Source organism: Sphingomonas sp. RS2018 (assembly GCF_054489605.1).
In genome coordinates this window covers 295782-320844 of the sequence record NZ_JBTMWL010000001.1, presented here as the reverse complement: position 1 = coordinate 320844, position 25063 = coordinate 295782, and the positions used below count along the sequence as shown (strand labels likewise).

The 25063-nt window shown below is 69.2% G+C and carries 26 protein-coding genes and 1 pseudogene; 16 read left to right on the top strand and 11 right to left on the bottom strand.

Annotated elements, in window-relative coordinates; genetic code table 11:
* Positions 1 to 40: 40 nt before the first annotated feature.
* The 3 genes from ACX40P_RS01685 to ACX40P_RS01675 are packed head-to-tail and all read right to left on the bottom strand — an operon-like array spanning position 41 to position 1496.
* Positions 41 to 388: a hypothetical protein gene (locus ACX40P_RS01685; protein ID WP_459124562.1), complete on the bottom strand. Its 348-nt coding sequence runs from the start codon at positions 386 to 388 to the stop codon at positions 41 to 43.
* Positions 385 to 846, bottom strand: coding sequence for a hypothetical protein (locus ACX40P_RS01680; RefSeq protein WP_459124561.1), 462 nt, complete (start codon positions 844 to 846; stop codon positions 385 to 387). The genes ACX40P_RS01685 and ACX40P_RS01680 overlap by 4 nt, the downstream gene beginning before the upstream one ends.
* Positions 843 to 1496, bottom strand: a complete 654-nt coding sequence (locus ACX40P_RS01675; protein WP_459124560.1) for a histidine phosphatase family protein — start codon at positions 1494 to 1496, stop codon at positions 843 to 845. Before ACX40P_RS01675 ends, ACX40P_RS01680 begins: the two co-directional genes overlap by 4 nt.
* Before the next feature lie 184 nt (positions 1497 to 1680).
* On the opposite strand from ACX40P_RS01675, the gene dnaN reads away from it, so the two are divergent.
* The 9 genes from dnaN to ACX40P_RS01630 all read left to right on the top strand — a co-directional run bounded on the left by dnaN (position 1681) and on the right by ACX40P_RS01630 (position 10164).
* The gene (dnaN, locus tag ACX40P_RS01670; RefSeq protein WP_459124559.1) at positions 1681 to 2796 is read left to right on the top strand and encodes a DNA polymerase III subunit beta; all 1116 of its coding nucleotides are present in this window, start codon (positions 1681 to 1683) and stop codon (positions 2794 to 2796) included.
* Between the two features lie 35 nt (positions 2797 to 2831).
* Complete coding sequence (locus ACX40P_RS01665) at positions 2832 to 3149, top strand: hypothetical protein (protein ID WP_459124558.1); 318 nt, start codon at positions 2832 to 2834, stop codon at positions 3147 to 3149.
* A 48-nt stretch (positions 3150 to 3197) separates the two neighbouring features.
* Positions 3198 to 3506: a hypothetical protein gene (locus ACX40P_RS01660; protein ID WP_459124557.1), complete on the top strand. Its 309-nt coding sequence runs from the start codon at positions 3198 to 3200 to the stop codon at positions 3504 to 3506.
* Positions 3507 to 3565: 59 nt separating this feature from the next.
* Positions 3566 to 4360: a Coq4 family protein gene (locus ACX40P_RS01655; RefSeq protein WP_459124556.1), complete on the top strand. Its 795-nt coding sequence runs from the start codon at positions 3566 to 3568 to the stop codon at positions 4358 to 4360.
* Positions 4361 to 4386: 26 nt separating this feature from the next.
* On the top strand, positions 4387 to 5457 hold the full coding sequence (recF, locus tag ACX40P_RS01650) for a DNA replication/repair protein RecF (RefSeq protein WP_459124555.1): 1071 nt from the start codon (positions 4387 to 4389) through the stop codon (positions 5455 to 5457).
* Between the two features lie 83 nt (positions 5458 to 5540).
* Complete coding sequence (locus tag ACX40P_RS01645; RefSeq protein WP_459125205.1) at positions 5541 to 6884, top strand: methyl-accepting chemotaxis protein; 1344 nt, start codon at positions 5541 to 5543, stop codon at positions 6882 to 6884.
* 4 nt (positions 6885 to 6888) lie between these two features.
* Positions 6889 to 8259, top strand: a complete 1371-nt coding sequence (locus ACX40P_RS01640) for a methyl-accepting chemotaxis protein (RefSeq protein ID WP_459124554.1) — start codon at positions 6889 to 6891, stop codon at positions 8257 to 8259.
* A gap of 188 nt (positions 8260 to 8447) precedes the next feature.
* Positions 8448 to 9146 carry an SDR family NAD(P)-dependent oxidoreductase gene (locus tag ACX40P_RS01635; protein WP_459124553.1) on the top strand — a complete coding sequence of 233 codons (699 nt, stop codon included), beginning with the start codon at positions 8448 to 8450 and terminating at the stop codon, positions 9144 to 9146.
* 85 nt (positions 9147 to 9231) lie between these two features.
* Positions 9232 to 10164, top strand: coding sequence for a 50S ribosomal protein L11 methyltransferase (locus ACX40P_RS01630; RefSeq protein ID WP_459125204.1), 933 nt, complete (start codon positions 9232 to 9234; stop codon positions 10162 to 10164).
* Here the strand turns inward: ACX40P_RS01630 and phhA are convergent.
* Positions 10161 to 11030 carry a phenylalanine 4-monooxygenase gene (gene phhA / locus ACX40P_RS01625; RefSeq protein ID WP_459124552.1) on the bottom strand — a complete coding sequence of 290 codons (870 nt, stop codon included), beginning with the start codon at positions 11028 to 11030 and terminating at the stop codon, positions 10161 to 10163. The genes ACX40P_RS01630 and phhA overlap by 4 nt on opposite strands.
* A gap of 24 nt (positions 11031 to 11054) precedes the next feature.
* Between phhA and ACX40P_RS01620 the strand changes: the two genes are divergently transcribed.
* On the top strand, positions 11055 to 11693 hold the full coding sequence (locus ACX40P_RS01620) for a TIGR02117 family protein (protein ID WP_459124551.1): 639 nt from the start codon (positions 11055 to 11057) through the stop codon (positions 11691 to 11693).
* Entirely contained in the window at positions 11684 to 12376 is a 693-nt protein-coding gene (locus ACX40P_RS01615; RefSeq protein WP_459124550.1) for an esterase/lipase family protein, read from the top strand. The genes ACX40P_RS01620 and ACX40P_RS01615 overlap by 10 nt, the downstream gene beginning before the upstream one ends.
* Positions 12377 to 12381: 5 nt before the next feature.
* Here the strand turns inward: ACX40P_RS01615 and ACX40P_RS01610 are convergent, their stop codons facing one another.
* Together ACX40P_RS01610 and ACX40P_RS01605 are read right to left on the bottom strand one after the other, a co-directional pair.
* A complete protein-coding gene (locus tag ACX40P_RS01610) occupies positions 12382 to 12666 on the bottom strand; it encodes a hypothetical protein (protein ID WP_459124549.1) in 285 nt (94 codons plus the stop codon).
* Positions 12667 to 12680: 14 nt separating this feature from the next.
* Positions 12681 to 13709 (bottom strand): glycerophosphodiester phosphodiesterase, encoded by a 1029-nt coding sequence (locus tag ACX40P_RS01605; RefSeq protein WP_459124548.1) that lies wholly within the window; start codon positions 13707 to 13709, stop codon positions 12681 to 12683.
* Positions 13710 to 13776: 67 nt separating this feature from the next.
* On the opposite strand from ACX40P_RS01605, the gene ACX40P_RS01600 reads away from it, so the two are divergent.
* Genes ACX40P_RS01600 through ACX40P_RS01580 form a run of 5 tightly spaced genes read left to right on the top strand, consistent with a single transcriptional unit; the run spans position 13777 to position 19007 of the window.
* Positions 13777 to 14277 carry a 2Fe-2S iron-sulfur cluster-binding protein gene (locus tag ACX40P_RS01600; protein WP_459124547.1) on the top strand — a complete coding sequence of 167 codons (501 nt, stop codon included), beginning with the start codon at positions 13777 to 13779 and terminating at the stop codon, positions 14275 to 14277.
* Positions 14274 to 15257 carry an FAD binding domain-containing protein gene (locus tag ACX40P_RS01595; protein WP_459124546.1) on the top strand — a complete coding sequence of 328 codons (984 nt, stop codon included), beginning with the start codon at positions 14274 to 14276 and terminating at the stop codon, positions 15255 to 15257. Before ACX40P_RS01600 ends, ACX40P_RS01595 begins: the two co-directional genes overlap by 4 nt.
* Positions 15254 to 17476, top strand: a complete 2223-nt coding sequence (locus ACX40P_RS01590) for a xanthine dehydrogenase family protein molybdopterin-binding subunit (protein WP_459124545.1) — start codon at positions 15254 to 15256, stop codon at positions 17474 to 17476. Before ACX40P_RS01595 ends, ACX40P_RS01590 begins: the two co-directional genes overlap by 4 nt.
* A gap of 6 nt (positions 17477 to 17482) precedes the next feature.
* Positions 17483 to 18406, top strand: coding sequence for an XdhC family protein (locus ACX40P_RS01585; protein WP_459124544.1), 924 nt, complete (start codon positions 17483 to 17485; stop codon positions 18404 to 18406).
* Positions 18393 to 19007 carry a nucleotidyltransferase family protein gene (locus tag ACX40P_RS01580; protein WP_459124543.1) on the top strand — a complete coding sequence of 205 codons (615 nt, stop codon included), beginning with the start codon at positions 18393 to 18395 and terminating at the stop codon, positions 19005 to 19007. Before ACX40P_RS01585 ends, ACX40P_RS01580 begins: the two co-directional genes overlap by 14 nt.
* A gap of 96 nt (positions 19008 to 19103) precedes the next feature.
* On the opposite strand, the gene ACX40P_RS01575 is transcribed toward ACX40P_RS01580, so the two are convergent.
* The 5 genes and pseudogenes from ACX40P_RS01575 to ACX40P_RS01555 form a co-directional block, all read right to left on the bottom strand.
* Positions 19104 to 20309, bottom strand: coding sequence for an ABC transporter permease (locus tag ACX40P_RS01575; RefSeq protein WP_459124542.1), 1206 nt, complete (start codon positions 20307 to 20309; stop codon positions 19104 to 19106).
* A 110-nt stretch (positions 20310 to 20419) separates the two neighbouring features.
* Positions 20420 to 21109: pseudogene (locus tag ACX40P_RS01570) on the bottom strand (ABC transporter ATP-binding protein); the annotation flags it as partial.
* A gap of 14 nt (positions 21110 to 21123) precedes the next feature.
* Positions 21124 to 22494, bottom strand: coding sequence for an efflux RND transporter periplasmic adaptor subunit (locus ACX40P_RS01565; protein ID WP_459124541.1), 1371 nt, complete (start codon positions 22492 to 22494; stop codon positions 21124 to 21126).
* On the bottom strand, positions 22494 to 23978 hold the full coding sequence (locus ACX40P_RS01560) for an efflux transporter outer membrane subunit (protein ID WP_459125203.1): 1485 nt from the start codon (positions 23976 to 23978) through the stop codon (positions 22494 to 22496). The genes ACX40P_RS01565 and ACX40P_RS01560 overlap by 1 nt, the downstream gene beginning before the upstream one ends.
* Before the next feature lie 86 nt (positions 23979 to 24064).
* Positions 24065 to 25000, bottom strand: a complete 936-nt coding sequence (locus tag ACX40P_RS01555; protein ID WP_459124540.1) for a ribose-phosphate pyrophosphokinase — start codon at positions 24998 to 25000, stop codon at positions 24065 to 24067.
* Positions 25001 to 25063: the final 63 nt, after the last annotated feature.

Sequence of the window (25063 nt, the reverse complement as noted above, 5' to 3'; positions counted from 1 at the left end):
GGCGGCCGATAGCTGGTGCATGACGGCGATATAGCCGGTTTCAGCCGGTTTTTCCACTCCGCCTGCGCAGGTTGCGCCACGCGGCGCGCCAGCCGCCGCGCCAGCTCGGCCCGGTTTCCCGCGCGAACCAGCGGCCCGCCGCGATCGCGTCGCGTAGCAGGCGCCAGGCGACATATCCCATCCAGACCGGCACGATCGCGACAGACGCGCCGAAGATGACGGATTGCGACAACGGATCGTCGATCGATCCCGCCCGGATCAGCCACGCCGCGAAAAACATCAGCGGTATCACCGGAAGCAACGGCAGCGCGATCCAGATCCGCGACAGGTTCCACCATCGCGGGTCGGTCGCCCAATCGTAATAGCGTGCCAGCGGGTTGCGCATCACCGCCCCGCGCACGCCAGCGCCGCGGCGTCGATCGTCGTCGCGGCGCCGGCCAGCGCATAGGTGTCGGCGAACGGGCGGCCGGTCGCGGACAGGCTCTCGACGCTCATGCCGCGGCCGCCGCGCATCGCCGCGACGATGGCGCGGTCGGTGACCGCGTCGGGCGCCCAGGCGTCCTGCGCGCCCGCGACCAGTTCGAAGCGGCGCTCGCCGATCGACAGGGTGACGCGAGCGGCGGGGGCGCGGGGGCGGCTCAGGCGGATATGGATCTGGTTGCGCGCGCCGCTCGTCGGCCAGGTGGCGACGCTGGCGAAGGCACCGCGGCGGGGGCCGAAGGGCTCGGACAACGCGTAGCAGCGCGAAGGCGCAGCATCGCGGAACGCCGCCCAGCGACCGACCGTCGCCACCCCCTGCCGCCCCTGTGCCGCCGCCTGAAGCGCCAGCGCGAGGATCAGGCTCATGTCGGCGTGTCGCCCGCACCCGTGCCGGTGTGGACGATCGTCTCGACGCCGCCCTCGATCATCACGATCGATCCTTGCGGTAGCGCCGGCGCGACCGGTGCGTCGAATTGCGGCAGCACGTCGATGCCGGTCATCACCCCGCGCAGCACGCGGCTGGACATTCCGTGCATGATGATCAGCCGGTCGCCGGGATCGTCCTGCGTGTCCGCCAGCCATCCCGACACCCGCGCGGCGATCGCGTCATACCATTCGCCGCCGTCCGGTGCGCGCGAATAGAGGCCGTGGTCGCGGTTGACGAAGTCGCCGACCTCCGCCTGCACGTCGCGGTAATAGCGGCCGCTCCACGTCCCCATTCCGATCTCGATCAGCCGGTCGTCGGTTCGCGCTTCATGCCAATCGAGCTCGAGATGCTCGGCGATCACCGCCAGCGTCTGGAGCGCTCGCCCCGCGCTCGACGACCACAGCGTCAGCGCCGGGCGCGGTCCGAGCAGGTCGCGCAGCGCCGCCCCCATCGCATCGGCCTGCGCGAAGCCGGCACGGGTCAGCGGGGTATGGGGATGGTCGCCCTGCATCCGCTGGGCACGGTTGTACACGGTCTCGCCATGCCGGGCGATGAAGTCGCGGCCCTTGCGCGCTGTCGTGATCGTCATGCCTGCGGTTTCCTCCGCTGTGGACGCGAAAGCAAAGGCTTTTCGCGCGGGTCGTTTACCTTGCGGTAACCAAGCGCGCTGATCAGGTGTCGGACCGCTTGTGCCGGCCCTGATTGCGGCTAGAACGGGCAACGACTATCTGCCGCACCCCGGTCGGGGGCGGCTCCCCCGGGGGTTTGAAGACATGAAGGCGACGATCGAACGCACGACCCTGTTGAAGGGGCTGAGCCACGTCCAGTCCGTGGTCGAGCGCCGCAACACCATCCCCATCCTCTCCAACGTGCTGATCGAGGCGTCGGGAGAGGGTGCGATCCGCCTGATGGCGACCGATCTCGACCTGCAGATCGACGAGACGGTGGCGGCGGCGGTGGACCAGCCGGGCGCGATCACCGTGTCGGCGCACACATTGTTCGACATCGCCCGCAAGCTGCCCGAGGGCAGCCAGGTCGAGCTGGCGGCGGCGGACGGGCGCATGACGATCCGCGCCGGCCGCTACAACTCCTCGCTGCCGACGCTGCCGCGCGACGACTTCCCCGTCATCGCCGAAGGCGAGCTGCCGACCCAGTTCGAGCTGCCGGCCGAGACGCTGAAGCAGATCATCGACAAGACGCGCTTCGCCATCTCGACCGAAGAGACGCGCTATTATCTCAACGGCATCTTCCTCCACGTCGCCGACGACGGCGGACAGCCGGTGCTGAAGGCCGCGGCGACCGACGGCCACCGCCTCGCGCGCGTCACCGTCGCGCGGCCCGAGGGCGCCGATGCGATGCCCGACGTGATCGTGCCACGCAAATGCGTGGCGGAACTGCGCAAGCTCTTGGACGAAGTCGACGGCTCGGTCGGCGTGTCGCTGTCGGGCAGCAAGATCCGCTTCGACCTGGGTCAGGCGATCCTGACCAGCAAGCTGATCGACGGCACCTTCCCCGACTATTCGCGCGTCATCCCGACCGCGAACGACAAGCTGCTGAAGCTCGATCCGCGCAGTTTCGAAGAGGGCGTCGATCGCGTATCGACCATCGCCAGCGAAAAGACCCGCGCCGTCAAGATGGCGGTCGATCGCGACAAGATCACGCTGTCGGTCACCAGCCCGGAGAACGGCGCCGCGGTCGAGGAAGTACCGGGCGACTATAGCTCGCTGCCGATCGAGATCGGCTTCAACAGCCGCTATCTGCTCGACATCCTCAACCAGATCGACGGCGACACGGTCGAGGTCCATTTGGCCGACGCCGCCGCCCCGACGCTGATCCGCGAAAACGACAAGGCTGCAGCACTTTATGTCCTGATGCCGATGCGGGTCTAAGTCCGAGCGAGGCGGATAAGCGCGCTTATTCGCCGGTGCGCAAGGCGCACGCGACAGACCGGCCGGCGGCGCGCGCGCCGACCGACGACCTGGGCTTTGCCCAGGTCTGGCTCGCTCTGACCCTGCCGATGTTGCTGGCGCTGGCTAGTTGCTCTGCAGCAGAGGGCCGGTCGCAGACTTCAAACGAAACCCCCGCCCCAACCGCGGAACAACTCGCCGCCGCCGACAATATGGCCGCGGAGATCGAGCCGGGCTGGACCGAAGTGTCGCCCGACCTCGTCTTCGACCCGAAAAGTGCGGCGCGTGCCCTTCCCCGGCCACCGGCGCTGAAGGGCGCACTGGTCGGCCTCTAAGGCGATCCGGTGATGACGCGGCAATATACGCGAAATCAACTCGCGAGCATGAGGGCGGATCATGCCGGTTTCGCCATGACCCGCGACCTCGATGGCGACGGCGGGGCCGAAACCTATCGCACCGGCTTCTGGCGCATCGACGACTTCCGAACCAGCGACGCGCACGAAGGCAGCTTTCTCGTAGTGTTCGATCCCGGCCACCCGCCGCAGGTGATCGACAGCACAAGCGCAATGGAAGACACCGGCGTCTTTATCAGCGGCGGCGGCGACCATCTGGACGTGGCGTGGTGCAACTGTCCCGGCGGCAGGATCGGGTACAAGGGCAAGCGGCTGTCCGTGACATGGGATCGGCGGTGATCTTGATTTCTTAACCCGCGATCGTCATACTGACATCCTTGTTAGTAAGGATGCGACTCGTGGCGACACTGGCGATGGATACCGCAACCCCGGACGCAGAACCCCGCGTCGCGCCCTACAATCCCGGCAAGCCTCTCCGCCGCGAATGGGGGACGGCGTGGCGCGCGCTGCGCAGGCTCCTCGCCAACGGCGACGATACCGCGCAGGTGTTCCGCATCATGCGCGCGCTCAACGCCGACGCCAGCCAGAAGGGCTATCGCAAGCTGATCGGCACGCGCGAGGGCGGGCGGCTTGCCTATGAGCGCGTCGAACTGGCCGAGAAGTTCAGCGACCGCACTTGGCTCGACGCGCTGCCCGCCGGCACCGTCGGCGCCGCCTATCGCGCCTTCCTGGACCGCACCGGTTTCTCCGCGCAGGGTCTGGCCGACATCAGCATGGGCGATTTCCATCCCGACGCCATCGTCCACGATCATCCCTACGCCTGGTTCGGTCGGCGCGAGCGCGACATGCACGATATCTGGCACACGCTGACCGGCTATACCGCCGAGGAACATTTGGGCGAGTTGTGCCTCGTCGCCTTCTCCTACGCGCAGACCGGCGGGCTCGGCTGGGCCGCGATCGGGCTGATGGGGGCGCTGAAGAGCCTGGCCGTCACCAAGGACACGGCGGTGCTGCGGGCGGTGTTCGAAGGGTATCGGCACGGTAAACGCGCACGCTGGCTGAGCGGCGAGGATTACGAGCGCCTGCTCGCCGAACCGCTCGAGTCGGCCCGCCGTCGCCTGAACATCGCCGAGCCCGTGCTCTACCACCGCGCCCAGGCGCTGCTCGCGCGGAAGGGCGTGCAGGCGATCTGAGGATCGCGTAAGGCCGGCGGGCACGCATGATCGCCCGCCTGACCCTCACCGATTTTCGCAACCATGCCGCCGCGTCGATCGACACCGGCGGCGCGGACTTCGTCGTGCTGACCGGCGACAACGGCGCGGGCAAGACCAACATCCTGGAGGCGGTGTCGCTGCTGGCGCCGGGCCGCGGTCTGCGCCGCGCGGCGCTGTCGGATATGGCGCGGCAGGACGGGCCCGGCGGCTTCGGTGTCGCCACGACGCTGTCGAACGACATCCGCCTCGGCACCGGCACCCGCACCGATGCGCCCGAGCGCCGCATCGTCCGCATCGACGGCGCCGCCACCACCGCGACCGCCCTGTCGGAGCGACTGCGCGTCCTGTGGCTGACGCCGGCGATGGACCGGCTGTTCGTCGAGCCGGCGGGCGAGCGCCGCCGCTTCCTCGACCGGCTGACGCTCGCGCTCGATCCCGCCCACGCCCACCACAGCGCCCGCTACGAAGCGGCGATGCGCGCGCGCAACCGCTTGCTCGGCGCCGATTCGCCGCCCGATCCGGACTGGCTCGCCGCGCTGGAGGCCGCGATGGCCGAGCATGGCGCCGCGATCGATCGCGCTCGCGCCGCCACCGTCGCGGCGCTCGGCGCGCGTACCGCCGGCGACGATGCGACCGGCTTCGGCCGCGCATCGCTGACGCTGGCGAGCGGCAGCACGCCCGATCTCGCCCGGGCGCTGGCCGAGGGTCGTCGCCGCGACGCCGCCGCCGGCCGCACGCTGACCGGCCCCCACCGCGACGACCTGATCGTCACGCACGTCGAAAAGGGGCAGCCAGCGGCGCTGTGTTCGACCGGCGAGCAGAAGGCGCTGCTGTTCGCGATCGTCCTCGCCCATGCGCGGCTGGTCGCCGCCGACACCGGCCACGCCCCCGTGCTGCTGCTCGACGAAGTCGCCGCGCATCTCGATCCCGGCCGCCGCGCCGCGCTGTTCGACGCGCTCGCCGGATTGGGCCAGGTGTGGATGACCGGGACCGAGGCCGCGCTGTTCGGCGCGCTGCCCGCGGCGGCGGCGCGGCTGTCGGTCGTCGCCGGACACATCGCGCCGCCGGTTTGCTAAACCCGCAATTAAGCATTCGCAGCTATCGTCTTCTCAGATCGGGGCATCGCCGTCCCGCGATGGAGACGAATTTGACCAGCGACATGCCGCAGCCGGGCTCGCTCGCCGCACGAATCGACCTGCCGAAGCGGTTGCGCGTGTTCGGGTTCGACGCCCGCGTCCTCGACAGCGCCCGCGTCGTCTGGAGCGCGATCGAACCCGACATCGATGCGATCGCCGGGGCCTATTGGGATCAGTGGCAGGCGGGCTTCGCCGACGAACGCCAGTGGCAGCCGCACGAATCGGCGCGGATGATCGAGATCGGCGTCGACTTCCTGCGCAATCGCTTCCTCGACGCGCAGGGGATGGCCTGGGTCGAATCGGTCGAGCGCTCGGTCGCCGCGGCCTATCAGGCCGGCGTGCCGCCGACCGCGCTGCGCTCGATGATCTGCGCGAGCGACCGCGCCGCGTTCGAGACGTTGCTGAAGGCCGTCGACTCGACCGACCCGCGCCTGCCCGACATGATCGACGTGCTGCTGCGCCTCTCGAGCCTGGAAGGCGACATCACCGGATCGCTCTATCGCCTGTTCCAGGAATTTGGCGAAAAGGCCGAGCGCAACCGGCTGGCCTCCGATTTCCGCAGCAACATCGCCGCCTCGGTCGAGGCCGCGTCGCAGAACGGCATCACCTTGCGCGACCAGGCCGGCAATGCCGCGCTCGCCGCACGCGGCATGCTCGGCAAGACCAGCGAAGTCGCTGCGGCCGCCGAACAATCGGCAGTGGCGATGCGCGAGGCGGCACAGACCGCCGCGGGCCTGATCCGCGCGATCGAGGATGCGCGCATGGAAGTCGAGGCCGCAGCCGAGATCGCCACGCGCGCCAGCGGTCAGGCGGGCCAAGCGGTCGGCATGAGCGAGATGCTGAGCGATCACGCCAAGTCAATTGAATCGATCCTGGGCCTGATCCGCGACATCGCCGGACAGACCAATTTGCTGGCGCTCAACGCCACGATCGAAGCGGCGCGCGCCGGCGATGCCGGTCGCGGCTTCGCGGTGGTCGCACAGGAGGTGAAGAGCCTCGCCAACCAGACCGCACGTGCCACCGACGACATCGCCGCCAAGATCGCGGCGATCCAGGCGGCCACCCGCTCGACCGTCGAGACCAACGCCAGCATCAAGGCAACGGTCAGCGAAGTGCAGGAATCCGCCAACCGCATCCGGCGCGCGATGGAGGCACAGGCTACCACCGTCACCGCCATCACCGCCTCGGTCGACGAAACCGCGCTCGCCGCCGATTCGATGTCCGCAACCATCGCCGCGATCCGCGAGGATACCGAAGCGGTTGCGACCGACATCGGTCGCGTCGGCGGCGGCTTCACCGCGCTCGACGGGCAACTCGTCGCGCTGAAGGCCAACGCCAGCGACTTCGTCAGCCGCGTCGCGGCCTGACACGATGGATCGCGCCGCTACCACCGATCTCGCGAACACGGCGATGTCCGCCCAAGAGGTCGCGTCGCTGCTTGCCGCCTATGATTGGGACGGCACGCTCGCGGCCGGCTGTGTCGAGATCGCGGGGCTGATCGCCGATCGCCGCGAGCACATCGCCCGTGTCTTCTGGCAGCGCTACGTCTCGCTGCCCGAAACCGCGCCGATCCACGCGACCCTGTCGGCGACGCAGCGCGAGGAGCAGGTCGGTATCAGCGTCGCTTATCTGACCGCGCGGTACGAACGTCCGTTCGACCCGTCATGGGCCGCGACCGCACGGTTCCACGCGCGGATCTCCTTCGTCCGCGGCGTCCCGCTGTCGGCGCAGCTTTGCGCGCTGGGGATGGCGCATTCGGCGGTGCTCGGAGTGCTGGGCGAACGGATCGGCGGCGACGCCGACCGCATGCGCCGGCTGAGCGACATCGTGCAGCGCATGGCGCTCGCCGAGGCGCAGTTACTGGCGAACGAAGTGCAGCAACTGGCCCGCAACCACGCGATGCAATCACGGGTCGAAAGCATGAAGGCGTATCGCACCTCGATCGCCGGATCGATCGCGTCGGCTGCGGCGCAGGGCACCGCCATCCGTCGCCGCGCCGAGGAAAGCGGGATCGCCGCACGCGGCATGCTCGGCAAGACCAGCGAAGTCGCCGCCGCGGCCGAGCAATCGGCAGTGGCGATGCGCGAGGCGGCACAGACCGCCGCGGGCCTGATCCGCGCGATCGAGGATGCGCGCATGGAAGTCGAGGCCGCGGCCGAGATCGCCACCCGCGCCAGCGGTCAGGCGGGCCAGGCCGTCGGCATGAGCGAGATGCTGTCCGACCACGCCAAGTCGATCGAATCGATCCTGGGCCTGATCCGCGACATCGCCGGGCAGACCAACCTGCTGGCACTGAACGCCACGATCGAGGCGGCGCGCGCGGGCGATGCCGGTCGCGGCTTCGCGGTGGTCGCACAGGAGGTGAAGAGCCTCGCCAACCAGACCGCACGTGCCACCGACGACATCGCCGCCAAGATCGCGGCGATCCAGGCGGCCACCCGCTCGACCGTCGAGACCAACGCCAACATCAAGGCGACGGTCAGCGAAGTGCAGGAATCCGCCAACCGCATCCGGCGCGCGATGGAGGCACAGGCTACCACCGTCACCGCCATCACCGCCTCGGTCGACGAAACCGCGCTCGCCGCCGATTCGATGTCCGCAACCATCGCCGCGATCCGCGAGGATACGAAGAGCGTCGTCACCGACATCGCGCAACTGGGTACGGATCTCGGGCAGGTCGACGACGCGCTCGCCGATCTCGCCAGCGCCGCCGACGGACTGTCGCGCTCCGCCGCGGCCTGAGCGTCCGGCGGAAAAGCCTGTCCTACACACCCCGATCCATGCTGATGGATGGCGGGGGCGGGGTCGAACGCGGATGAAGAGCGGCGGAAAGTTCAGAGATTGGCGCGTTTGCCGGAACCTTCCGAACCTTACCGGACCCGCGTTGGCAGGCTTTGCGTCGCACCCGACGACGCGCTAACCCCGCGGCCATGACCAACATCCTCGTTACCGGCGCGAGCCGTGGCATCGGCGCCGCGATCGTTACCGCGCTCGACCGCGACGGCGTCACCGTCGCCGGCCAATCCACCGCCGGCGACCTGCCCGCCGATTTCGCGCAGCCCGGCACCGCCGCCGACCTGTGGCGGCGCGCGCTCGACCGGCTGGGCGGACGCATCGACGTGCTGGTGAACAACGCTGGCGTGTTCGAGGCGAACCCGATCGACGCCGACGACGACGCATGGCTCGCCGGATGGGAGCGCACGATGCGCATCAATCTGACCGCCTCGGCCGAGCTCTGCCGCCTCGCGGTACGCCACTGGCAGGCGAGCGGCACATCCGGGCGCATCGTCAACATTGCCAGCCGCTCGGCCTATCGCGGCGACAGCCCGGCGCACTGGCATTATGCCGCATCGAAGGCCGGCATGGTCGGCATGACCAAGTCGATCGCCCGCGCCTATGCGAAGGACGGCATCCTGGCCTTCGCCATCTGCCCCGGCTTCACCATGACCGGCATGGCGGAGGATTATCTGGAGAGCCGCGGCGGCGACAAATTGCTCGCCGATATCCCGCTCGGCCGCGTGACGATGCCCGACGAGGTGGCGGAAATGGCGCGCTGGCTGGCACTCGATGCGCCAGCGGCGATGACCGGCGCGGTGCTCGACGTGAATGGGGCCAGCTATGTCCGATAGCGCTCGCGATATCGGACCGGACGGCGGCGCCGGTGCGCTGGCGACGACCGACGGCCCCGCGACGGCGGGGTCGGCGGCGGTGGTGGTGGATTCGTGGAAGGTCACCTTGCCCTGCACCCGTGCGGAAGCGGAGGCAATCGACGCCGCCGACGATCTGACCATCGACGCCGTGCTGATGACCACCGAGGAGGTCGAGGACGACGTCACCCGCTGGCGCCTCGACGCCTATAGCGAGCACGAACCCGATGCCGGCATGATCGCGCAATTGCTGGCGCTGGTGCCGAGCGCGGCGGGCCGCACGCCGCTCATCGAGCCGCTGACCGCCGCCGACTGGGTGGCGATGAGCCAGGAGGGGCTGGAACCGATCGCCGAGGGGCGTTTCGTCGTCCACACCAGCGCGCATCCGGTCGACGCGCCGCCGGGCGGCCGCGCCTTCCTGATCGACGCCGGCCGCGCCTTCGGCACCGGCCATCACGCGACGACCAGCGGCTGTCTGGCGATGCTCGACGGCCTGTCGGACAAGCGCTTCGCCAACGTCATCGACGTCGGGACCGGGACCGGCTTGCTCGCCTTCGCCGCCGCGCACCTGTGGCCAGACGCGCGCGTCGTCGCGACCGACATCGACGCATCGGCGATCGACGTGACGCGCGAGAATGCGGCAGCCAATGCCATCCCGCTGCCCGACCTGATTATCGCCGACGGCGCGCTCGACGACGCGATCACCGCGGCGGCCCCCTATGACCTCGTCATCGCCAACATCCTCGCCGGACCTTTGGTGTCGATGGCGCCCGAACTCGCCGCCATCGCAGCGCCGGGCGCCACGATCGTGCTGGCCGGGCTGCTGGAGACGCAGCGCGCGCAGGTGGTGGCGGCGTTCGAAGGCTGCGGCTGCACGCTGGAGAGCATGGACCGGCGCGGCGACTGGACGATCCTGCGCCTCACCGCGGGCGCCGTCCGCTACGTCCCCGCCTCCCCGCCCGACCCGAAAGGCCGCGACGGCTGGGCGCTGGATATCTAGGAGAGCTTCGCCCGCGCGTAATCCTGCGTACCACGGGTGATGACGTCATCCTCCGGCAGCACTGCATCGACGGGGATCGCGTCCGCCCCGACGATCCGGTCGTAAATCGGCGCGAAGTCGGTCTCGATCGTCTGGCGCAGCAGGTCCTCGAAGCTCGGGATGACGAAATAGGTCTGCTGGAAATCGTCGATCCGGTAATCGGTGCGCATCACCCGCTCCATGTCGAGCCGGATGCGGTTGGGGCTCGGATCGTCGAGCGCGAAGCGCGTCTCGGCGAAGCTGGAGACGATGCCGGCGCCATAGATGCGCAAGCCCTCCGGCTCCTCGACCAGCCCGAACTCGACTGTGTACCAATAAAGCCGGGCCAGCTGCTTGAGCGACCCCAGCTCCAGCGCGCGCAAGCCCCCGCGGCCATAGGCGGCGAGATAGTCGCCGAACACCGGATCGGCGAGCAGCGGCACATGGCCGAACACGTCGTGGAAGACGTCCGGCTCCTGCAGATAGTCGAGCTGGTCGGGCCGGCGGATGAAGTTGCCGGCGACGAAGCGGCGGTTCGCCATATGGTCGAAGAACACGTCGTCGGGCACCAGCCCCGGCACCGCGACGACGCTCCACCCGGTCAGATCGGCCAGCCGCGCGTTCAGCTCGGCGAAATCGGGAATGCCGGGCTTCGACAGTTTCAGCACGTCGAGCCCGCGCAGATACGCCTCCGACGCACGGCCCGGCAGCAGCTTCGCCTGCCGCGCGAACAGCGTGTCCCACGTCGCATGATCCTCCGCCGTATAGCGGTCCCAGTCCTGCGGGATCGTCCAGTCGGCGTTCGCGCCCTCCGGCGGGCGGTCGAGAACATGGGTATCGTCGGCCATCCCGCCGCGATAGCATGGTAGCGGATGATACGATACCGCGTCCTCGTCCGGCTTATCGGCGTGCTGCTCGCTATCCCGGTGACCTACGCCTTGAGCGGCATCGTCGGCGGGCTGATTCCGACCAACGCCTCGCGGGTGCCGCCACCAGCCGGCATCCGCATCTATGTCGAGGACAATGGCATCCACACCGGCATCGTCCTGCCCGCGGCGGGCTGGGACGACATCGTCCGTCCCGACCACTTCCGCGATCCGCGCTATGCCGGCCACGGTTGGCGCAGCTTCAGCTGGGGCGACCGCGCCTTCTACATCGGCACGCCGACGTGGAGCGACGTCAGCCCGCTCACCGTGCTGCGCGCCGCCACCGGATCGGACGACATGGTGATGCATGTCGAGGCGGTGCCAGAACCGCGACCGGGCGGCAGCGTCCGCGCGGTCACGCTCCGCCCGGAGGAATATGCGCGACTGGTCGACGGCATCCGCGCGAGCTTCGAGCCCGGCGCGCCGGTACAAGGCTACTTCAGCTACGACGCCTTCTACCCGGCGCGCGGTCGCTACAGCGCGCTCCACACCTGCAACGGCTGGACCGGCGACCGGCTGCGGAACGCTGGCCTGAAGATGGGCTGGTTCACCCCGTTTCCGTGGACGGTGATGCGATGGCTGTGATGCCGCCCCCGCCGTTCCGGCTGCTGCTCGCCGAGGGACCCCGCGCCGCCTGGACGGTCGCGCGCCTGGCCGCACGGTGGCGGTCGCTGGGCGGCGCGGCGGGCACCGGCACGGTCATGGTGATGCCGGGGCTGTTCAACTCCGACCGCTCGAACATCGTGCTGCGCGCCTTCCTGCGGCGGCTGGGCCATGACGCCCGCGGATGGGGGCTGGGCCGCAACTATGGCGCGCGGACGATCGGCGCCGAGGCGGAGATGCTCATCACCGCCGTGGAGCGTCTGGCAGCGCAAAGCGGCGGGCCGGTGGCGCTGGTCGGCGTCAGTCTCGGCGGGATTATGGCGCGGCTGGTCGCGCAGCGGCGGCCCGATCTTGTCCGCTGCGTGGTCACGGTCAGCTCGCCCTATGCCGCCCACCCACGCGCGACCCGCGTCTGGCGGCTGTTCCAGTGGCTGACCGGCGACAATGTCGATGATCCGAAGGTCGATGCGCTGCGGGCGGAGATCGCCGCGCCGCTGTCCGTCCCCGCCACCGCGATCTGGAGCGCGTCGGACGGGCTGGTCGCGGGCGGCGCCTGCCATGGCGACGATTGCGAGGGCGTCGAGGTGGTCAGCGGGCATCTGGGGGTTCAGATCCACCCGCAGGCGTTGCTCGCGGTTGCGGCGGCGCTGGGTGCCACCCGCTGAATCTGTCAGCGCACCTTCGGATCGTTCGCCGCGACATAGCCGTCGTACGGCCCGCACTCGGGATCCTTGCGGCATCGCTTCGCCCAGTCGCGGCGTTCCTTGCCCTCGCGCGCCTCGGCCTTGCGCATCTTCTTGCCGTAGTTGCGGTCGGCTTCCTCCTGGCTGGTCGTCGTCCAGTCGATGGTCTTGCCGACCGCCTTCACCGGCAGGGTGACGATATTGGCGGCGGTCTGGAGGCAACCGCCCGCCAGCAGCGGCAGGATCGGCAGCAGAAGCAGGGACTTACGCATCGACCACACTTTCGTCAGCGGCGGCGGTGACGATCCCGCGCCGCGGCCCCCTGTAACGGAAAGTCGGTGAAGAAACCATCGACGCCCAGCTCCAGATAGCGTGCGATCTCCTCCTCCAGCCGCCCGTGGCGGCGCGGATCGAGCCCGCTGCGCAGCGATGCCGGCAGGAAGATATTCTCCGCCCGGAACGTCCAGGGATGGACCTTCAGCCCTGCGGCATGCGCATCCGCCACCAGCGAGGACGGCGTCCGGTCGCCGTCGCGGATCATCGCCTTGGCCGGGCCGATGCCATAGGCATAGGTGGCGATGTCGCGGAGGCCGGCGGGCGTCGCCATCGCCGCATAGCTTTCCGCCGCACCGTCCGCGGGTGCACCGGCGGCATCCATCAGCTGGATCAGCCGCACCGTCGTCATCCCCGCCAGCCGCTTCAGGTTTGCGACCTCGAACGACTGGATATAGACCGGCGCATCGGCGCGGTCCCATCCGGCACGGCGCAGCGCATCGACGAGCGGCGCGTCGGTGCCGAGGCCGATCGACGCGAAATAGCTCGGGTGCTTGGTCTCCGGATAGATGCCGACGCCCCGCGCCTGTGCCAGCGCGATGATCTCGTCGAAGGTCGGCACGTCGTATCGCCCATCATATTTGGTGGAGCGCAGTTTCGGCAGGCGCTCCTTCGCCCGCAGCGTCTTCAGCTCGGCGAGCGTGAAATCCTCGGTGAACCAGCCGGTGGTACGCTTGCCGTCGATCGTCTTCGTCGTGCGCCGCGCGGTGAATTCGAGATGCGCGGCGACGTCGGTCGTCTCCGAAATCTCGTTCTCGTGCCGCGCCACCAGCACGCCGTCCTTCGTCGGGACGAGATCGGGCTCGATCACGTCGGCGCCCTGTTCGATCGCCAGCGCATAGGCGGCGATGGTGTGTTCGGGCCGAAGCCCGCTGGCGCCGCGATGGGCGATGACGAGAGGCGGATCGGCCGACATCGCGCGAGATTGCCCCGCCCCGGCGACGAGCGCCAGCACCACCAGCGAAAAGAGAACGACTCGCATCTGCGCCTCATCCGGAAACCAAGCAGAACCCATGCGTTAGCCGAACCGCGTTACAGGGACGAGAAGCATGGAATTCACGATCAACGGCGAGCGGCGGACGGCGGAGGCGGACATCCGCGCCTCGCTGCTCGACGTGCTGCGCGAACATCTGCAGCTGACGGGTACGAAAAAGGGCTGTGATCACGGCCAATGTGGTGCCTGCACGGTGCTGGTGAACGGACGCCGCATCAACAGCTGCCTGTCGCTGGCGGTGATGCATCAGGACGACGAGATCGTCACGATCGAGGGGTTGGGCACGCCCGACGACCTACACCCCCTGCAACGCGCGTTCGTCAGCCATGACGGGTTCCAGTGCGGCTATTGCACGCCGGGCCAGATCTGCTCGGCGGTCGGCTTGCTGGACGAGGTCGGCAAGGGCTGGGCCAGCCATGCCAGCGCCACGCTGGAGGGCGACGTCACGCTGTCCGACGACGAGATCGCTGAGCGCATGAGCGGCAACCTGTGCCGCTGCTCGGCCTATCCCAACATCCGCGACGCGATCCGCGAAGCGGCGGGAGTGGCGGCATGAAGACCTTTGCCTACACCCGCGCCGACAGCGCCGAGGCCGCGGTCGCCGCGACGGAGGCATCTGCGAAGTTCATCGCCGGCGGCACCAACCTGCTCGACCTGATGAAATTGCAGATCGAGACGCCGGCGAAGCTCATCGACATCTCCCGCCTCGATCTGGCGCAGGTTGAGGATAGCGACGACGGCGGCGTGCTGATCGGTGCGATGGTGCCCAATTCCGACCTCGCCGCCGATCCGCGCATCGTCGCGCGTTATCCGGTGCTGGCCCGCGCGTTGCTGGCCGGCGCGTCGGGGCAGCTGCGCAACAAGGCGACGACCGGCGGCAACCTGCTCCAGCGCACGCGCTGCGGCTATTTCTACGACGTCCATTCCGCCTGCAACAAACGCGATCCCGGCAGCGGCTGCGACGCGCGCGAGGGCTTCAATCGCATCCTCGCCATCCTCGGCACGTCGGAGGCGTGCATCGCGACGCATCCGAGCGACATGGCGGTGGCGATGCGCGCGCTGAACGCGACGGCTCTGACGCTGAAGCCGGACGGCGACCGCCGCCGCATCGCGCTCGCCGAGTTCCATCGCCTGCCCGGCGACACCCCGCAGATCGAGACGGTGCTGGAGCCGGGCGAGCTCATCACCCATGTCGCGCTGCCGCCCGCGCCCGCGGGCAAGCAGGCCTATCGCAAAGTCCGCGACCGCGCCTCCTATGCCTTCGCGCTGGTGTCGGTCGCCGGCATCGTCGCGGTGGAGAACGGGCGCATCGCCTCCGCCTCACTCGCCTTCGGCGGACTCGGCACGGTGCCGTGGCGCGATTCCGCGGTCGAGGCCGCACTGATCGGTCAGGCGCCGGACGATGCGGCCTTCAACGCTGCCGCCGACGCGCTGCTCGCCGATGCGCAGGGCTTTGGCGAGAACGATTTCAAGATACCGCTCGCCCGCCGCACGCTGATCGCGGTGCTGCGCGAGCTGACGGGAACCACCGCATGACCGATACCGACACGCTGACGCTGCGCATGAGCGCACCGGTCGAAAAGAGCCTGCTCGACACCGCGTCGCAGGGGCTGATCGGCCATCCGCTCGACCGCAAGGACGGTCCGGTGAAGGTGGCGGGCCGGGCAACCTACGCCGCCGAATATGCGCTCGACAATCTGGCGTATGGCGTACTGGTCAGTGCGCCGATCGGACTCGGGCGGCTGAACGCCGTCGACGACACCGCCGCGCGCGCCATTCCCGGCGTGATCGACGTCGTCGTCGATCTCGAACAGTTTGCGCGCAATCCGCAGCAGGGCGGCGAGGACGAAGCGCCGACGCAGGGCGTGCAGGACATCGACTATTGGGGCCAGCATGTCGCGCTGGTCGTCGCCGAGAGTTTCGAGGCGGCGCGCGACGGTGCCGCCGCGGTGGTGCTGGACGTCACCGGCGGCCTGCCCTCGACCGATTTCAATGGCCGGCTGGATGAGGCCGAGAAGCCCGCCGACGACATGATCCCGGCGCACAGCCAGACCGGCGATCCCGACACCGCCCTGTCCGACGCCGCCGTCAGCATCGATGCGGTGTGGACCACGCCCAGCCAGAACAGTGCGGCGATGGAGCCACATGCGACGATCGCGACGTGGCACGACGATGTGCTGACGCTCTACAGCGCGCTCCAGATGCCGTCGTCGGACAAGAAGCAGATGGTGAAGGCGCTGGGCATCGAGCCCGACCAGCTGCGCATCGTCGCGCGCTATGTCGGTGGCGGGTTCGGCTCGAAGCTCGGCATTTCGAGCGAGGGTGTCGCCGCTGCGCTCGCCGCGAAACAGCTGGGTCGTCCGGTGAAGGTCGTGATGTCGCGCCAGCAGGTGTTCGACGCGACCGTTCGCCGGTCGAACACGCGCCAGCGTCTCGCGCTTGGCGCAGATGCTTCGGGCAGGCTGACCGCGATCATCCACGACACGGTCGTCAGCAACCTGGATGGCGAGGACTTCTTCGAACCCGCCGGCCTCGCCACCCACTTCATGTACGCCGCCGACGATCGCCGCGTGAACCACGACCTCGTCCGCATGAACTGGCTGTTGTCCGGATCGATGCGCGCGCCGGGCGAAGCGGTCGGCATGATCGCGCTGGAATGCGCGATGGACGAACTGGCGGAAAAGCTGGGTATGGACCCGATCGATCTGCGCAAGGCGAACGAGCCGGCGCGCGATCCGGAAAAGGACGTGCCCTTCTCCAGCCGCAACCTTACGCGCTGCATGGATGTCGGCGCGGAGGCGTTCGGCTGGGCACCGGCGAAGCCCGGCACCACGCGCGACGGCGAGTGGCTGGTCGGCACCGGCATGGCCGCGTCGACGCGTACCAACCTGACGCAGCCGTCGTCGGCGCGGGTCACGCTGACGCCCGGCGGCACTGCGATCGTCGAAACCGACATGACCGATATCGGCACCGGCACCTACACGATCCTCGCGCAGATCGCCGGCGAGCTGCTGGGGCTGACGATGGATCAGGTCGACGTGCGCCTCGGCGACACCGACTTGCCGCCGGGCGCCGGGTCGGGCGGCAGCTGGGGCGCGGGATCGTCGGGCAGCTCGGTCTATCTCGCGGCGGAAAAGCTGCGTGAGATGCTGGCGAAGGCGATGGACTGCGATCCGACCGAACTCACGCTGAAGGACGGTCTCGCCATCGCGCAAAACCGCAGCGTGCCGCTGACCGACCTGATCGGTGACGGCATGGCGGCGACCGGCACGATCAAGCCGGGGACCAACGACCAGACCCACAACCAGGCATCCTACGGCGCGCATTTCTGCGAGGTGCGAGTGAACGCGACGACGGGCGAGACCCGCGTGTCGCGCTGGCATTCGTCGTTCGCCGCCGGTCGTATCCTGAACGAGAAGACTGCGCGGTCGCAGTGTCTCGGTGGCATCGTCTTCGGCATCGGTACCGCGCTGACCGAGGAACTGGTGCACGATCCGCGCACCGGACAGGTGGTCAACCACGACCTCGCCGAATATCACCTCCCCACGAACGCGGACGTGCCGATGATCGACATCGGCTTCGTAGTGGAACGTGACCCATGGGCGAATCCGTTACAGGCGAAGGGGATCGGCGAGCTCGGCATCTCGGGCGCCGCCGCGGCGGTCGCCAACGCGATCTACAATGCCACCGGGGTGCGCGTGCGCGACTTCCCGATCACTCTCGACAAGCTGCTGCCCGGCCTGCCCGCGCTGTGAGCCCGCATGGCCGATAACGATAGCATCCTCGCCGCCGCGCGGGCGTGGCGCGGCGAGCCGCTCGCGCTCGCCACCGTCGTCTCGACCTGGGGTTCAGCACCGCGCCCGCGCGGCAGCCACATGCTCGTCCACACCGACGGTCGGTTCGAAGGATCGGTGTCGGGCGGCTGCGTCGAAACCGACATCCTCGACACCGCGGCGCAGGTCATCGCCGGTGCCCCCGCCGTCGTGAAGCGCTACGGCGTCGCCGATGCCGCGGCGTGGGAGGTCGGCCTGCCGTGCGGCGGCGAGATCGCCGTCATGGTTCAGCCGGTGTCGGCCGCCGGCTTCGACCCCGAACTGTTCGACGCGATCGAAGCGGCCCGCAGCGACGGCCGCGCACTGGTCGTCGCCACCGATCTCGCCACCGGGCACAGCGACCTGCGGCCGCTCGAAACCGGCGAGGTCTTCCTTAACCGCTACGATCCACCGCGCCGGCTGATCGTCGTGGGTGCGGTGCAGATCGCGCAGTCGCTCGTCGCGCTGGCCCGCACGCTCGGTATCGCGACGACGGTGATCGACCCGCGCGCGCGTTTCCTGACCGAGGATCGTTTCCCCGACACCGATCTCGACGATCGCTGGCCGGACGAGGCGATCGCGGCGCTGAAGCCCGGCCCCTCCACCGCGGTCGTGACGCTCAGCCACGACATGAAGATCGACGATCCCGCGCTGATCGCCGCGTTGTCCGCCGACACCGCCTATGTCGGCGCGCTCGGCAGCCGCCGCAGCCATGCCGCCCGGCTCGACCGGCTGCGTGCCGCCGGCGTCACCGAGGATGCGCTTGCTCGTATCGACGGGCCGGTCGGCATCGATATCGGCGCGGTCGGCCCGGGCGAGATCGCCCTGTCGATCGCCGCCGCCATGATAGGAGCCTTCAATGATCGCCGCTGAGGATACCGCCCTCGTCCTGCTCGCCGCCGGGCTGTCGTCGCGCTTTCCCGATGGCAACAAGCTGGAGGCCGATTTCCTCGGCAAGCCGGTCGGCCTGCACGTCGCGACCGCGCTGGAGAACATGCCCTTCCTGCGGCGTTTCGTGGTGAAGGACGGATGTTCGCTGGATTTCGAGGGGTTCGAGGTCATCCACAACGACGGCTCCGAATCCGGCATGGCGGCATCGGTGAAGCTGGGCGTCGCCGCCGCCCGCGACTCGGGCGCGAAGGCGGTCCTGATCGCGCTGGCAGACATGCCGCGCGTGACCGCCGCGCATATCTATCGCCTACTGGAGGTCGCCGATTCACCCGACGCCGTCGTCGCGTCGAGCGACGGCGTGCAGCCGCGCCCGCCCGCGCTGTTCGGCGCCGGCCGGTTCGACTTCCTGTTGTCGCTGGAGGGCGATGCCGGCGCACGCGATCTGGTGCGCGGCGGCAAGCATGTCGTCACCGCGCCCGCCGAGCTGATCGACATCGACACGCCCGAGGATCTGGAAAAACTCCGCGCCCTGGTCCGCGCGCCCGAGGCGTTGACCCGGCCCGAGGCACGGCGGCTGGATTAGCATCACCGTCCGTTCCCCTGAGCGAAGTCGAAGGGCATGGCTGGGGGCGCTTCGACTTCGCTCAGCACGAACGGAAATTTGAGCCCTAGTTAACGCCTACTCGTGGCGCAGCGCGTCGATCGGGTTCAGCGCCGCCGCGCGCCGGGCAGGGAAATAGCCGAACACCACGCCGATCAGGCCGGAAATGGCGAAGGCGATCAGGTTGATCTGCGGATCGAACAGGAAGTCGACCTTCATCAGCCCCGACAGCCCGAACACAGCCCCTTGCGCGAGCAGCAACCCGATCAGCCCGCCCAGCATGGACAGCACGATCGCCTCGACCAGGAACTGCATCAGCACCTCGCTCGCCACCGCGCCGATCGCCAGGCGGATGCCGATCTCGCGCGTGCGTTCGGTCACGCTGACAAGCATGATGTTCATGATACCGATCCCGCCGACGACCAGGCTGATCGCAGCGACCGCGGTGACGATGCCCGTCAGCGCGGTGGTGGTGCCGGTCAGCGCGTCGCTGATCTGCTTGGTGTCGAAGATATTGAAATCGTCGGTCTTGCCCCCGGTGATCCGGCGACGCTCGCGCAACAGGTCCTCGATGCCCGACTGCACGGTCGAGGTCGCATAGTTGGAATCGACGCCCACCAGCATCAGGCGGATCGCGTTGTTGCCGGTGAAGCGGCGCTGCACCGCCTTGATCGGCATGATGACGGTGTCGTCCTGATCGCCGAAGCCGCCCTGCCCGCGCGTCGTCAGCACGCCGATCACGTCGCAGGAGATGCCGCCGATCCGCATCCGCGTTCCCGCCGCCTGCCCGCCGCGATAGAGGTTGGTGTAGACCGTGTTGCCGATGATGCAGACGGACTTGCCCGCCGCCTCCTCGGTCGGCGTCCAGTAACGGCCCTGCTGAAGCGGCCACGGCTGCACGTCGAGGAACGCCGCGGTCGTGCCGTTGACGGTCGTCGACCAGTTCGACCCCTCATAGATCGCGGTGCCGGTCGCCGTCGCCTGCGGGGCGACCGCCTTCACGCCGGCGATTTGCCGCGCCACGGCTTCGACATCGGCCTGATCGAAGTCTGGAGGCCGCGGGCCACCGCCGCCGCGCCCGAAGCCCTGGCCTGGGCGGACCTGCAGCACGTTGGTGCCGAGTGCCGAGATCTGCTTCTGCACCGACGCGGTCGTCGCCTTGCCCAGCGTCACCATCGTCACGACCGCCGCCACGCCGATGACGATGCCGAGCGTCGTCAGGAACGAGCGCAGCAGGTGCCGGCGGATCGAGCGGATCGCGAGGATGAAGGTGGTGAAGAACATCAGGCCGTGATTTCCGTATCACCGCGCCGCGGCAAAGCCGCGTCGTCGGACGGGCTTCGCCCGCCGGCCGTGCTTGCGCGGGTCGGCCGAGCGCCGTCGTCCGCCGCGCTGCGCTCGATCCGCTCCACCAGCCCATCCTTGAAATGCACGATCGTCCGCGCGAACGCGGCCATGTCGCCTTCGTGGGTGACCATCAGGACCGTGATGCCGCTGTTGCGGTTAAGGTCGGTCAGCAATTCCATGATCTCGACCGAGCGTTCCGAATCGAGGTTGCCGGTCGGTTCGTCGGCGAGCAGCACATCCGGATTGGTCACGATCGCGCGCGCGATGGCCACGCGCTGCTGCTGCCCGCCCGACAGTTCGGCGGGGGTGTGGTCCCACCAGTCGGCCAGCCCGACCTTGTCGAGCGCGGCCATGCCCATGTCGTGCCGCGCCTTCTTGTCCTCGCCGCGGTACAGCAAAGGCAGCTCGACATTCTCGAGCGCGGAGGTGCGCGACAGCAGGTTGAAGCCCTGGAACACGAAGCCGAGGTAGCGCCGCCGCAGCAGCGCGCGCTGGTCGCGGGTCAGCGATTCGATGTGGTGGCCGCGGAACAGGAAGCTGCCCGCGCTCGGCACGTCGAGACAGCCGAGGATGTTCATCGTCGTCGACTTGCCCGACCCCGACGGTCCCATCACCGCGACGAAATCGCCCGCCGCGATGTCGAGATCGACGCCCTTCAGCGCCTGGAACGCGGTCGCGCCGTTGCCATAGACCTTGGTCACGCCGCGCAGCGCGATGATGGGATCGGCCGATGTCACCGCCGGGACGATCCTCAGCCGCCCGACCGCGCGGCGCCGGAGCGGCGCTGGCCCGATCCGCTGCCGCCCGCACCGCCGCCCTTGCCGTCGGTCGACAGCTGGCCGGTGATGACCTGCATCCCCGCCTTCAGGTCGCCGCCGATCACCTCCGTCATGCTGCCGTTGGTGTCGCCGGTGGTGATGCGGATCGCCTGCGGCTTGCCGTCGTCACCCTTCACATAGACGGTCTGTTGCGCACCGCGGCCGACCGTCACCTCGCGCGTCGCACCGCTGCGGCGCGGCCGCGCGAACATCTGTCCGGCGATGCCGCCGCCCGATGCGTCGGTGCTGGCGGGCTTGAACCGCAGCGCGGCGTTGGGGACGAGCAGCGCGTTCTTCTTCTCGCTCGTCACGATATCGGCGGTCGCGGTCATGCCGGGGCGCAGCTGCAACGTCGGGTTCTCGACGGTCAGGTCGGCGGCATAGGACACCACCTGCCCGGTCGTGGCCGTGGTCGCCGTCGATGCCGTGGCCGAACTGACGGTCAGGTTCGAGCCCAGATCGACGCGGCTGATCGCTGCGGGGAAGGTCCTGCCGGGAAAGGCGTCGACGGTGAAGTTCGCGCGCTGGCCCACCTTGACCTGCCCGACGTCGGCCTCGTCGATCGAGACCTCCAGCTTCATCTTCGACAGGTCCTCGGCGATCACGAACAATGTCGGCGTGTTGAACGACGCCGCCACCGTCTGGCCGGGATCGACCGCGCGGGCGAGCACGACGCCCGACACGGGCGAGCGGATGATCGCGCGCTGCCGCTGCGTCTGCGACTGCGCAAGCTGCGCGCGCGCCGCGGTGACGTTCGCCTGCGCCACGCGCTGTGCCGCCACCGCGCGCTGGTAGTTCGCCCGCCCCGTCTGCAATTCCGCCGCCGCCGGCACGCGCCCGCCCGACAGGCGCGATACTTCCTCCAGCCGCGCGAGCTGCGCGCGCGCCTCGGCCACCGTCGCCTGCGCCTGCGCGACCTGCGCGACGTTGGCGTTCAGCTGCGCATCGCCGGCGCGGATCTGATCCTCGATCTGTTCAGGATCGATCAGCGCCAGCGCCTGCCCTGCCGTCACGCGATCGTTCACATCGACGACGACGCGGGTGACGAGGCCCGACAGCTGCGAACCCACCGTCACCTGATTGGTCGGCGCCAGCTTGCCGGTCGCGGACACCGTCACGGTCAGGTCGCCGCGCGCCGCCGCCTCGGTCGAATATTGCGGGGCGGCATCGCTCGCGAAGCAGCTGCGCAGGCCGAGCACCAGCAGGAGGACGAGCACCGCGACCACCACCCACTTCACGTAGCGGCGCCACGCGGGCACGGTCTTCACGCCCAGGAATTCGTCGGTTGCGGTTGCGTCGGCCATCAGCGGTCCTGCGTATAGGGTTCGGGCGGCGGGGCTTGCGGAACGGTACGGCTGTCCCACCCGCCGCCGAGCGCGAGATAGAGCTGGACGAGCGCGGTCGAGCGGTCGGCCTCGGCCTGCACCAGCCCGTTGCGGGCGTTGAGCAGGCCGCTCTCCGCCTGGGTCAGCGTCGTGAAGTCGGTCAGGCCGGAACGATACTGGCTGCGCGACAGCAGCGCGGTCGTCTGCGCGGCGTCGAGCGCGGTCGAGAACGCCCGCACGCGCGCATCGGCGGTGTTCAGCGCCACCGCGGCAGTCTCGACATCCTCCAGCGCGGCGAGCACCGTGCCCTTGTAGGCCGCGAACGCCTCCTGCGCGGCGGCCTCGCTCGATCGTACGCCCGATTTCGCGCGCCCACCGTCGAAGATCAGCTGGGTCAGCCCGGCGAACAGCGTGCCGGCGACCGTCTCGAACAGATTGCCGATCGACGTCGCGTTGGTGTTGGCGTTCCCGGTGATGGCGAGGGCGGGATAGAGCGCCGCCTTCGCCACGCCGATCCGCGCGGTCGCGGCGGCGAGGTTGCGTTCGGCCGCCAGCACGTCGGGACGCTGGCGCAGCACGTCGGCGGGAAAGCCGATGCCGCCGGGCGTCGTGCCGATCGGGATCGGCCGCGCCGCCGCCATCTCCGCCTTCAGCGCGCCCGGCGCCTGTCCGGTCAGCACGCCCAGCCGCGACACCGCGCTGTTGTAATTCGCCTCGATCGTCGGGATCGTCGCGGCGGTCTGCGCGCGCTGCAACCGCGCCTGCTCGCTATCGAGCGATGAAACCAGCCCGGCCTGCACGCGGAAACCCGCGATCTCGAAATTATCGTCCTGCAGGGCCAAGCTCGACCGCGCGGTCGCCAGCTGCGCCTGCGCGGCGCGGGCGAGGATATAGTTGCGCGCGATCTCGCCCTGCGTCGACAGGATGACCGACGCCAGCGTGTAGCCGCTCGCCTCATATTGCGCGCGCGTCGCCTCCACCGTGCGGCGGATCTCGCCGAACAGGCCGACCTGATAGTTGACGCTGGCGCCCACCGAGAAGCTCGACGAATCGCCGCGGCTGATGTTCGTCACCGTGCCGTCGGGCAGCACGATCGTGCTGGTGCCGCCGACCAGATTGACGTTGCGCGAATAGCCGCCCGACCCGGTGACGCGCGGCAACAGCTCGCCGCGCGACTGGACCAGCGATTCACGCGCCTGCCGCAGCCGCGCCACCGCCTGCGCGACGTCCAAATTGGTCGTCGCCGCGCTCGCCACCAGCCGCTGGAGCAACGGATCGTCGAACCGCTGCCACCATGACGTCAGGTCCGCGGGCGCCGCGGTACCGGTCGCGACCGAATATGTCGCCGGCACACCCAGCGCCTCGGGAGAATGGCCGCGATAGTCGGGACCGAGCGTGCAGCCCGCCAGCAGCGACGCGCCCGACATCAGGCCGAGCATCGGTTTCGTGATACGGCGCACCATCATCGCGACCGTGATTGGCGTCACCCCGGGCCCGCGTCCACCCGATTTTTGTAGCAGACTGTCGCAGGGCGGACGGCGCGCCACGTTTAGTCGAACAGGCTCGACACGCTCGATTCGTCGGCAATGCGCTGGATCGCCTCGGCCAGCAGCGGCGCGATCGTCAGGTGGCGGACCTTGGCGGACTGGGCGATCGTCTCGTGGTTGCCGATCGAATCGGTGATAACCAGTTCGGTCAGCGCCGATCCGTCCACCCGCGCCACCGCGCCGCCCGACAGCACGCCGTGGGTGACGTAGGCGACGACGTCCTGCGCGCCCGCCTGCTTGAGCGCGGCGGCGGCGTTGCAGAGCGTGCCGGCCGAATCGACGATGTCGTCGATCAGGATGCAGAAGCGCCCCTCGACCTCGCCTATGATGTTCATCACTTCTGACTCACCAGCACGCTCGCGGCGCTTGTCGACGATGGCGAGGGGGGCGTTGTCGAGCCGCTTGGACAGCGCCCGCGCGCGCACCACGCCGCCGACGTCGGGCGACACCACCATCCAGTTGCCGTCGGGATAGCGGCTGCGGATGTCCGCCGACATGACGGGGGCGGCGAACAGATTGTCGGTCGGGATGTCGAAGAAGCCCTGGATCTGTCCGGCGTGCAGGTCGACCGACAGCACGCGGTCGGCGCCCGCCGTGGTGATGAGGTTCGCGACCAGCTTGGCCGAGATCGGCGTGCGGGGCCCCGGCTTCCGGTCCTGCCGCGCATAGCCGAAATAGGGGAGTACCGCGGTAATGCGCCGCGCCGACGCGCGCTTCAGCGCGTCGATGATGATGAGCGTCTCCATCAGATTGTCGTTCGCCGGATAGGACGTCGACTGGAGCACGAACACATCCTCGCCGCGCACGTTCTCCAGCACCTCGACGAAGATCTCCTCGTCGGCGAAGCGGCGGACGTTCGCCTTGGTCAGCGGGATCTCGCAATAATCGGCGATGGCCTGTGCGAGCGGCATATTCGAATTGCCGGCGATCAGTTTCATGAAGGTTGCGCTCCGCCCGATGTGCCGCCCCCATAAGGTGACGGTTCGATGACGGCTAGTCCT